Genomic DNA, 7,775 nt, shown 5'->3' on the forward strand with positions numbered 1-7,775 from the left:
CCATCGCTGATGCGATCCTTGACCGCATTGTTCACCACTCTTTAAGGGTCGAATTATATGGCGAATCACTAAGGAGAAGAAACTCTAAATCAGAAAATGTATTTTTGTAAAAATAATAGTTGTTAAACCGGACAAAAACATCCGCTCCAAAGAGCCTATCTGTACAACAACTTTACTCTCTTTCAAACCCTAACTCAGAGGGGTCACTTTAGATTGGCGAAGAGGGGTCAATATCATTGGTATATCCACAGATAGCACCGATAACGTTAAGTTATCCCTTATAGGAAAATAAACCTACTGCACTTTATAAGTGTCAGGCTGGTTGGATCGAATGCAAAAGGAAAGGATGAGAAAGTTAAAGCTTTTACCGCTGTTAAGGTTTTAGGGTGCGATCAAAACAGTGAAGAGTAAAACCAATCACGCGTTGCATCTCATTTTTCTACTACACAGTATATTGATTCACTTCACATCGCGCTTTCAAGTTAGCCACAATTACTTTATTATACCAGTCGAGTATGATTGCAAAGGAACCAGGAGTGATTTTCGTTTTACAATTCTAGTAATTGATAATTGAAATAGGCGGATAATTAGGAGTTGGCAAAATGGTTTGTAATGCCTTACTTAAAGCGGTTCTTAAACCGCTAAAATCTGCTGTCGACCAAAATGGAATCTCCGCAGCGGTAATTTTTATTTGATGTTGTTGATCGAATCCCGATGCGACTACATAGGTATGTGGGTTACGGCATGTTTCCATGAAGTTGGGGTAGAGCAGTACAACGTTAGTACAGCCGCGGCGCAGGCCGTAGGACACCATTTGGTACATATCGCTTTGTGCTACACCTTGCTTTTTGTCGTCGTCTATCGTGGCGCGCAATTTATATTTTGTATCCAGGATCACTTTTATCGATTTGTCTTTTTTGGAGGTCAAAAAGATGTCATGTTGCATTTGAAAAGCCTGATTAGGTTTTTCTGTTAGGTACATATCCGATTTTTGGTAATTTACTATCCAATGCGCAGACAGCTCGGTTTCAATAAATCCTGCTATGAAATCTTCAAAGATATATTCCATAGGGAATAGTAGGCTCCAATTGTGCTGTTCTTCATAATGATTGCTGTATGTTTCATCGTTAAGGACTAAACGGCAGATATTAATTACGCTTTGATATTCTTCGAAAAAGCTGTTGAGTTTAATACGGTCGAGCATAGCGCCACTAACAAAGCCTTCGTCGCTAACATCGTCGAGGATGAACAGTATTTGTTCTAGCTTTCGTCGCGAATCATTAAACTTTGTCTTTTTTAGTAGTTGTCTACTGACGTATTTGATAATCCGATTCAATTGGTTGTCGAAAACTAAAGGCTCATGGTCGCATTCGAGAATATGCTGATTGGCGGTTACAAATCCATTATTGATGTACCTATCGAAATTGATGCGGCCACGTGGTACGGTTAATGATTCTTCCAAACCAATATATAGCATCAGTGGGTATGTTTCAACGGTGGACTGTATTTGTGCTGCCATTAAGTTGATAATCAGTTCGGGTAAGCTATCACATTCATTATTTTCCAGGTTGACGCGGGTGAACGGAAACTTCCACTTGCGGCAGTAATCAAACCAGAAAAACATATGTTTCATAAAAAGCCGAGTATTGGCCGGGGTCGGCTCAATCATTCGAAATACTTTTGGGTAAATCTCCAGGAAAAAATCATCGGTTTGTATAAACCCAATGTAGTTTCTGGCACGGGTCTCCTCTCCGTCAAACAGTAAAAAACCTTGAGACACCTCTGGTTTTCCACCATCATTAAAGTTCGCGTCAAAGATCGCCAATTCCTCATCAATTGGTTTATTTTGTAGCCAAACTTGATGTAGGTAGTTTTCCAGCGAATTCCTTTTACCAGTAATGTCGATCCACTCTCCGAATTCAAAAATAACTGGCATCAGGCTTCACTTTTTATTACGAACCAGCAATAAGTTGTTTCATTAAATTCGACTTTCCATCCAGTATTGCGGAAGACTTCTGTAATTTCACTAATCCGATTATTAAAGTATTCGGTCAATAACGGGAGAACCTTATTCAGGAGAATGTCTTCTAGTTTATCTTGATTTAGGAAATAGGCATGGCCGATTAGGTAATCCGGCGTATGTTTTTTGGCATAGATAGCCCTATTAATCCTTTCCAGCAATTCGGCACTGTCTTGGTCACGTTCTTTTTTAAGAACCTCGTAGTTCGGATATTTTCCAATAAATTCAAATCTCCGGCGTAAAGCAATGTCAACGAGTGCAATAGATTTGTCGGCGGTGTTCATGGTACCAATAAGATAGAGATTGGGCGGCAATGCGAAGTTTTCTTCTCCATTGGGCAGAGTGATGTTTAGTTCATTTGGTTCATCCAAACGTTTATCGGTTTCCAATAGGGTAATTAGTTCGCCAAAAACTTTCGAAATATTGGCTCGGTTGATCTCGTCAATTATTAGTACGTAATTCTCTTGCTCAACAGCGTTGCCAGTTGTTTTTTGTTTTTGGCTCAAAAAGGTGACCAGTGGTGTATAATATGGTTTTAAGCCTGATGGATAAGTTCTGATTCCTGCAACCAGGTCTCTAATTGTGTCGATGCTAAGCGTATGGTCCGTACCTCCGGTCGATTTCCGGAATTGCAACGTACCGTTTCGGATATCTGTTATCCAAAAGGAAATGCCGGATGTCATATCTACTTGGATCTCTTTGCCGGATTCCAGTGGTTGAAGGAATTCAGACAATACGCTATCAAAATCTTTATTGAGGGCTTTGCCGTTTTTTGAGGCTTGATAATTTTCTCGTGCGCGTTGTGCGATTTTGTAAAAGATACCCTTGTATTGACGGAAGCGCAAGGATTCGGACTGATAATCCGGGCGCAACCCAACCATGAAATCTTCATAGCCATAGTTTTGATGAAAGGTCACAAATTCTATTTGGCCGAGTTTTCGGTAGTCGTCAAATATTTTTTTGTTGTCAGCGTGTGTTCCTGACGTACCTGCGATGATTTGGACAGCTTTGTCGATGGTGTTATAGGTTTTACCCGTCCCAGGCGGACCGTAAAGGATCTGGTTGAGTGGATGTTTCATATTGTTTTTGGGGGAAAGTTTGACCTCTGGCTGATGAAAAAAAATGTCTTGTATTTGTTCTGGTTTTGTCACGCGTTTGAAGGTGTCCCAAAATCCGCCTGAATAATCCAGTTTAAATGGAGTAAAGTTAGATTCCCATTCGACGTCCAGGGTTCGTCCGTCGTTGTAGTTTTTCTTCACTTCACCGATAGCTTTAATAATCGTTTCATCATATAACTTATTGGTTGTTTTGATGGCAATCATACTACCTGCAAAAGCGTCGTTGACCAGTTCGGTAAACTTATCGTCGTAGCCGTTTTGCCAGATACCGGATGTTATAAAGCGTTCTGTTTGGTCTTGAGGAGTCGAATCGTTCCAAAATGCGCCACCGACGTAGTAACGGATAGTGGACACATTAGAATATAAATATGCTTTTTTGTTGTGTATGACGTTAAAATAACTGGAAAAACTAGTAAAACGGTAATCTGAATTGGTCTTCAAATATTGGTCTATCCGTTTGAGCTGAGCAGCATTATTGGATTTGGAGGTATCTGATTTAGATGCGATTTTTTCAAAAACTTGTATCGCATCATAAATGGTTTTGCCTTTTATGTTAAAAAATCCGTTGTTGGCAGGCTGTTCCTCCAGTGCTCCATTTTTGATCGTTCCGAACTTTTCAAAGACTTTTTCATCGTTGATTAACACGATGCGGTCGTGTTCGTTATAATTTGTCGAAAGGAAGGCTTGCTCATAGACGATGACGAAATTTAAAAAACGGCGGTTTTGCGCCTGCATTTTAAAATCTTCATATGAAATTGGAGTGGTCGCCAAATAGGGTTGAAAAAAAGCTTTGACACGGGCATTTTCCTCAGGGTTGATGGCATCGATGCACAAAAAGTCATCAGCAGACAAATCAAATGTTTCAATATCTTTCAGCGATAGTGAGGCGCCATCGATTACTGCAGCCAACAACCCAGTGTAAACTTTGCCCTGGCCGATCATATAAACGCGGGTACCAATTGTGGCGTTTCCATAAACACTGGTCCATCGTGACGGCGTCGGGTCGCGCCATTCTATAGTTTGTGTTGCTGGGTCGTATTGCTCGGTTTGTGTGAATTTAAGAACTAAGGGATTCATGAAAAGTGAAAAGGTTACTATAAAAATATATTTTTGGCTGCAATATCATCAATTAATATCATTCGCTGATCAATATTTTTCCAATGGCAAGGTTCTCTTTGGTTACTGCGATTTAACCATACATAGCCATAACTTTTAGCAATTGCAGGCAAACCTTTTGCATGCTTTAGTGGAATTGTAATTACATCAGGGTATCCGCCAGCACCAGACAACCTCAGATTGTTTATCCGGTGAAACTGCTTGGCTTGCGTTAATTGAGAAAGTAGGTAAGGAATAGCTATTTGATCTGGAGAATTGAAGCGTTAATATTATCCCTGATATTTGCCTATATTCGCTTTTCGGATCATTCCTTTCGCCTACAACTATTAATTTGAGATCGACATTACGGTTTTAGAAAAACCAAGGCGAAAGCTATACTTACTTATCATGAACAGTATCGGTTTTAAAAATTTCAGAAGATTTGCTGAATTCAAGCCTATTGATTTTAAAGGGATTAATTTTTTGGTCGGACGTAATAATTCGGGAAAGTCAACTATGGTCAAAGCATTAATGCTGATCATCGACTACCTACATTCGGATGATGTCCGCCAGTTTTCATTCAGTCGTACCAACATTGAAAATGTAAATATTGTTACGTTTGGACGGGCCAAGTGTCGTTACATAAAAAATCTGGATGTGATCAGTTTTCAGCTTCAGCTTGATAACATTCGTATTGCTCTCTAGGTTTCAGGACAAGATGAAAGCACACTTGTGGATGTACAGCAATTAATGATCGAAGATGTTAAAAGTGGTTTGTATTTTGATCTTCAACCAACAAATTCCACCCTTAGCCTGGGGCGTTCCGCCGCGGCACTGGATGGTTTGAGGGAAACAGTATCGCCGATATTGGCGGAACTGCTAAGTGGTGAATCACAGCTCAAAAAGACGACTAAAGCCATTACCGACAAATTAAGTCCGGATTTCATCCAGGCTAACAGCGAACTGAAAAAAATACAGCAAAAGATCCGCTCTCTGCGCGATCAAATCAGAGAAGGTCGCATCATGAGCGGTAACTATGAGCTTACTACCCATTTCTCCCCGGGCGATTTAAAAAACGTCCTTACAGATGCTGTCGATAGTATTTGGGCTGATTATAAAGTGCAGTACAACGATGCGCAAAAAGGCAAAAAGACAAAAAAAGATTTCGCACAGTTTAGTGCATTCAATGCCGATAAATTCAAGTTTGACCAAACCATATCAGACATTACCGACCGCTTTGAATATCTCTCTATAGCTTATCTTGGGGCAACCTTAAACAAACAATCCGCTTTGTTTGCTATCCGTGATAAGGAAAACATGCTGGCCCAGAGCATTCATGAATATAAACAATTGGGCATCGACAACGACCAAGGTAGTGATGCTTATAAGTTTGTTCAAAAATGGATCAAAGAGGATGGCTTTGATATTGGAGCTTCTATCAGTATCAATATGCATGCCGGTGAAGCATATGAAGTGATGGTTAAAGGCAATCATGTTCAAGTGCCGCTTGCCGATAAAGGGATGGGTTCGATTCAGGCGATGCTGCTGATCCTTCGTTTGGCAACTGTGATTTACAAACATCAGAAGTTCAAGAAAGAATTTCTGGTTATCATTGAAGAACCAGAACTGAACTTGCATCCAGCGTTGCAAAGTAAGCTAGCAACGCTTTTTCATGCGGTAGCAACGGAATTTGGGATCAAATTTATGATAGAGACCCATTCCGAATATTTGATTCGAAAGACACAATTGATTGTCAAAGAATATGAATACGAAGTGCTTCCAAATGAGAATCCAATCAATATTATTTATTTTGACCAAGAGCCCGTCCAGTGGAAAATGAATTATCGCGAGGACGGGCGTTTTATAAACAAATTTGGTACTGGATTTTTTGACGTGTCTTCCAACCTGACCTTCGATCTGTTATAATATGAACCTTTATATTGACAAAGAAAATGTACTGTCTTTGATCGGACAGTACAAGAAACCGCTCTATGAAGACTGTATCAAGGTTATTAAAAAACAGTTATCTGTCTTTTTTAATTTCTCTAAGAAAGATGTAAAGTCTGACGAAAACCTGATGGCCTGGATGAGCTTGCTTAATGAAGGTGTTGGGCTTAACAATGAATTCAAGTTTCAGGATGAATTCATATTTCCGCCCAGGCCGCTGACCGAAAATTTTCATATAGGATTTTCACATGCTAAACTTTCGGCGATGTACCTGATCAACGATGAGTCTATCGCACTTGTAAAAAGGCAAGGAGCGCTGCTGATTGCTGGCGTGGGAGAAGAAATCACTCTTTTTAATAAAATTTTCCTTCAGCGTGGCGACTATGATTTTCATAAAGAATTACGTATCGGCGGACCGGATTTTCGCAGATGGACCGATGTTAGTAAATACGCGATGCCTCTTACTGATATTATTTTTGTAGATTCTTTTATCTTAACCGACGCTTCGCTGATTGAATCTAACCTGACAAAATACCTTCCTATCCTGACTACGCACGCACGAACGTGTGTTAATATCGTGCTTTACGTGAATAACGCACATATTAGCATCCAGTTCTCTGAATTGAAAAGATTAATACAAGAACATGTTAGCATGGTGACGGGTATAGCCCCTACAGTTACACTGGTACGCTATACCGATCAGCGGGATGTAGAATCTGTAGCTGAGCATGACCGGACGGTCCTCACAAATTATACCAGAATTAAATCTGGTGACACCTACAATTATTTTAACGCCGCTGGCGCGACGATTTCAAAGGGACGGGAAATTACCTACGTCAGCTTAGCAAAAAGGGATAACCATGACCTGGCGAAACTGCTAATAACGGAATTACAGGCTAAAATCGATCATATCAAACAAAATCCCGATAGAATTGAGGGAGATAAAGCCTGTAATTATTTAAATTTAAAATGATGAGGTCTGCTGTGGACTTATTCCTTTACTTTGTACCTCAAAAAAACACGCTTAGATGAGATGGCTACGAACAGAGTAGATGTTGGTTTTATTTTTCAAATCACGGATAAAGTTCTGTGGAATGTTTTCAGAAAGAACGAAATCGGAGACGTGTTGCTACCTTTTGTGGTGATCCGCCGGCTGGATTGTATTCTGGACTCGGTAAACACAAAGGTCCGTACCGCATACGAAAATTTCAAAGATAAGGTTACCGAAGATAAGCTGGATCCGGTATTGCGTAAAGCAGCTGGTGGCTTGCAATTTTATAATACATCCAGGCATACGCTGGAATCATTAAAAGAAAACCCTAAAACGATCGAGATCGACTTCAACAATTATCTCAATGGTTTTAACAGGGAAGTTGGATAAAACACACCAAAATGACCCTATCCGGCCAGATCAAAAAGGTCCCCTTTGCCAGTTGAAAGTGACCACGTTCGCCAAAGCAAAGTGACCCCTCTTCGCCAGACGAAAGTGACCCCTCAAAAGAGATTAAAGTAATGTATTGATAGGTTTCTGTGGACAAGGTTTTTGTTTAGCTTTTTAGATAAACAAAACCAGCGAATACATGTCCAATAAACCG

At 40.1% G+C, this 7,775-nt stretch carries 8 protein-coding genes; 5 read left to right on the forward strand and 3 right to left on the reverse strand.

The features are described from left to right. The first annotated feature begins 14 nt into the window (after nucleotides 1–14). Nucleotides 15–110: a hypothetical protein gene (locus tag AC1DUD_RS30815; protein ID WP_477361193.1), complete on the forward strand. Its 96-nt coding sequence runs from the start codon at nucleotides 15–17 to the stop codon at nucleotides 108–110. 446 nt (nucleotides 111–556) lie between these two features. Here the strand turns inward: AC1DUD_RS30815 and AC1DUD_RS30820 are convergent, their stop codons facing one another. Genes AC1DUD_RS30820 through AC1DUD_RS30830 form a run of 3 tightly spaced genes read right to left on the reverse strand, consistent with a single transcriptional unit; the run spans nucleotide 557 to nucleotide 4,427 of the window. Next, nucleotides 557–1,936: an McrC family protein gene (locus tag AC1DUD_RS30820; RefSeq protein ID WP_477381740.1), complete on the reverse strand. Its 1,380-nt coding sequence runs from the start codon at nucleotides 1,934–1,936 to the stop codon at nucleotides 557–559. Then, a complete protein-coding gene (locus AC1DUD_RS30825; RefSeq protein ID WP_477381742.1) occupies nucleotides 1,936–4,215 on the reverse strand; it encodes an McrB family protein in 2,280 nt (759 codons plus the stop codon). Before AC1DUD_RS30825 ends, AC1DUD_RS30820 begins: the two co-directional genes overlap by 1 nt. Before the next feature lie 17 nt (nucleotides 4,216–4,232). Further along, nucleotides 4,233–4,427 (reverse strand): hypothetical protein, encoded by a 195-nt coding sequence (locus AC1DUD_RS30830; protein ID WP_477381744.1) that lies wholly within the window; start codon nucleotides 4,425–4,427, stop codon nucleotides 4,233–4,235. A 214-nt stretch (nucleotides 4,428–4,641) separates the two neighbouring features. Here AC1DUD_RS30830 and AC1DUD_RS30835 point away from each other — a divergent pair, with 214 nt between their 5' ends. From AC1DUD_RS30835 to AC1DUD_RS30850, 4 genes are read left to right on the forward strand one after another with little or no spacing between them, the layout of a single operon-like run. After that, nucleotides 4,642–4,938 carry an AAA family ATPase gene (locus AC1DUD_RS30835; RefSeq protein ID WP_477381746.1) on the forward strand — a complete coding sequence of 99 codons (297 nt, stop codon included), beginning with the start codon at nucleotides 4,642–4,644 and terminating at the stop codon, nucleotides 4,936–4,938. A 27-nt stretch (nucleotides 4,939–4,965) separates the two neighbouring features. After that, nucleotides 4,966–6,159, forward strand: a complete 1,194-nt coding sequence (locus AC1DUD_RS30840; RefSeq protein ID WP_477381748.1) for an AAA family ATPase — start codon at nucleotides 4,966–4,968, stop codon at nucleotides 6,157–6,159. Between the two features lies 1 nt (nucleotide 6,160). Beyond that, nucleotides 6,161–7,153, forward strand: coding sequence for a hypothetical protein (locus tag AC1DUD_RS30845; RefSeq protein WP_477381750.1), 993 nt, complete (start codon nucleotides 6,161–6,163; stop codon nucleotides 7,151–7,153). 60 nt (nucleotides 7,154–7,213) lie between these two features. Continuing rightward, a complete protein-coding gene (locus AC1DUD_RS30850; RefSeq protein ID WP_477381752.1) occupies nucleotides 7,214–7,561 on the forward strand; it encodes a type I restriction-modification system subunit M N-terminal domain-containing protein in 348 nt (115 codons plus the stop codon). The last annotated feature ends 214 nt before the right edge of the window (nucleotides 7,562–7,775 follow it).

The sequence above is a fragment of the Mucilaginibacter sp. P4_A11 genome (assembly GCF_056402535.1).

Bases quoted from the DNA above. Each gene is read 5' to 3' on its own strand.
- AC1DUD_RS30850 (WP_477381752.1), top strand. From the start codon at position 7,214: ATGGCTACGAACAGAGTAGATGTTGGTTTTATTTTTCAAATCACGGAT.
- AC1DUD_RS30825 (WP_477381742.1), bottom strand. From the start codon at position 4,215: ATGAATCCCTTAGTTCTTAAATTCACACAAACCGAGCAATACGACCCA.
- AC1DUD_RS30835 (WP_477381746.1), top strand. From the start codon at position 4,642: ATGAACAGTATCGGTTTTAAAAATTTCAGAAGATTTGCTGAATTCAAG.
- AC1DUD_RS30845 (WP_477381750.1), top strand. From the start codon at position 6,161: ATGAACCTTTATATTGACAAAGAAAATGTACTGTCTTTGATCGGACAG.
- AC1DUD_RS30820 (WP_477381740.1), bottom strand. From the start codon at position 1,936: ATGCCAGTTATTTTTGAATTCGGAGAGTGGATCGACATTACTGGTAAA.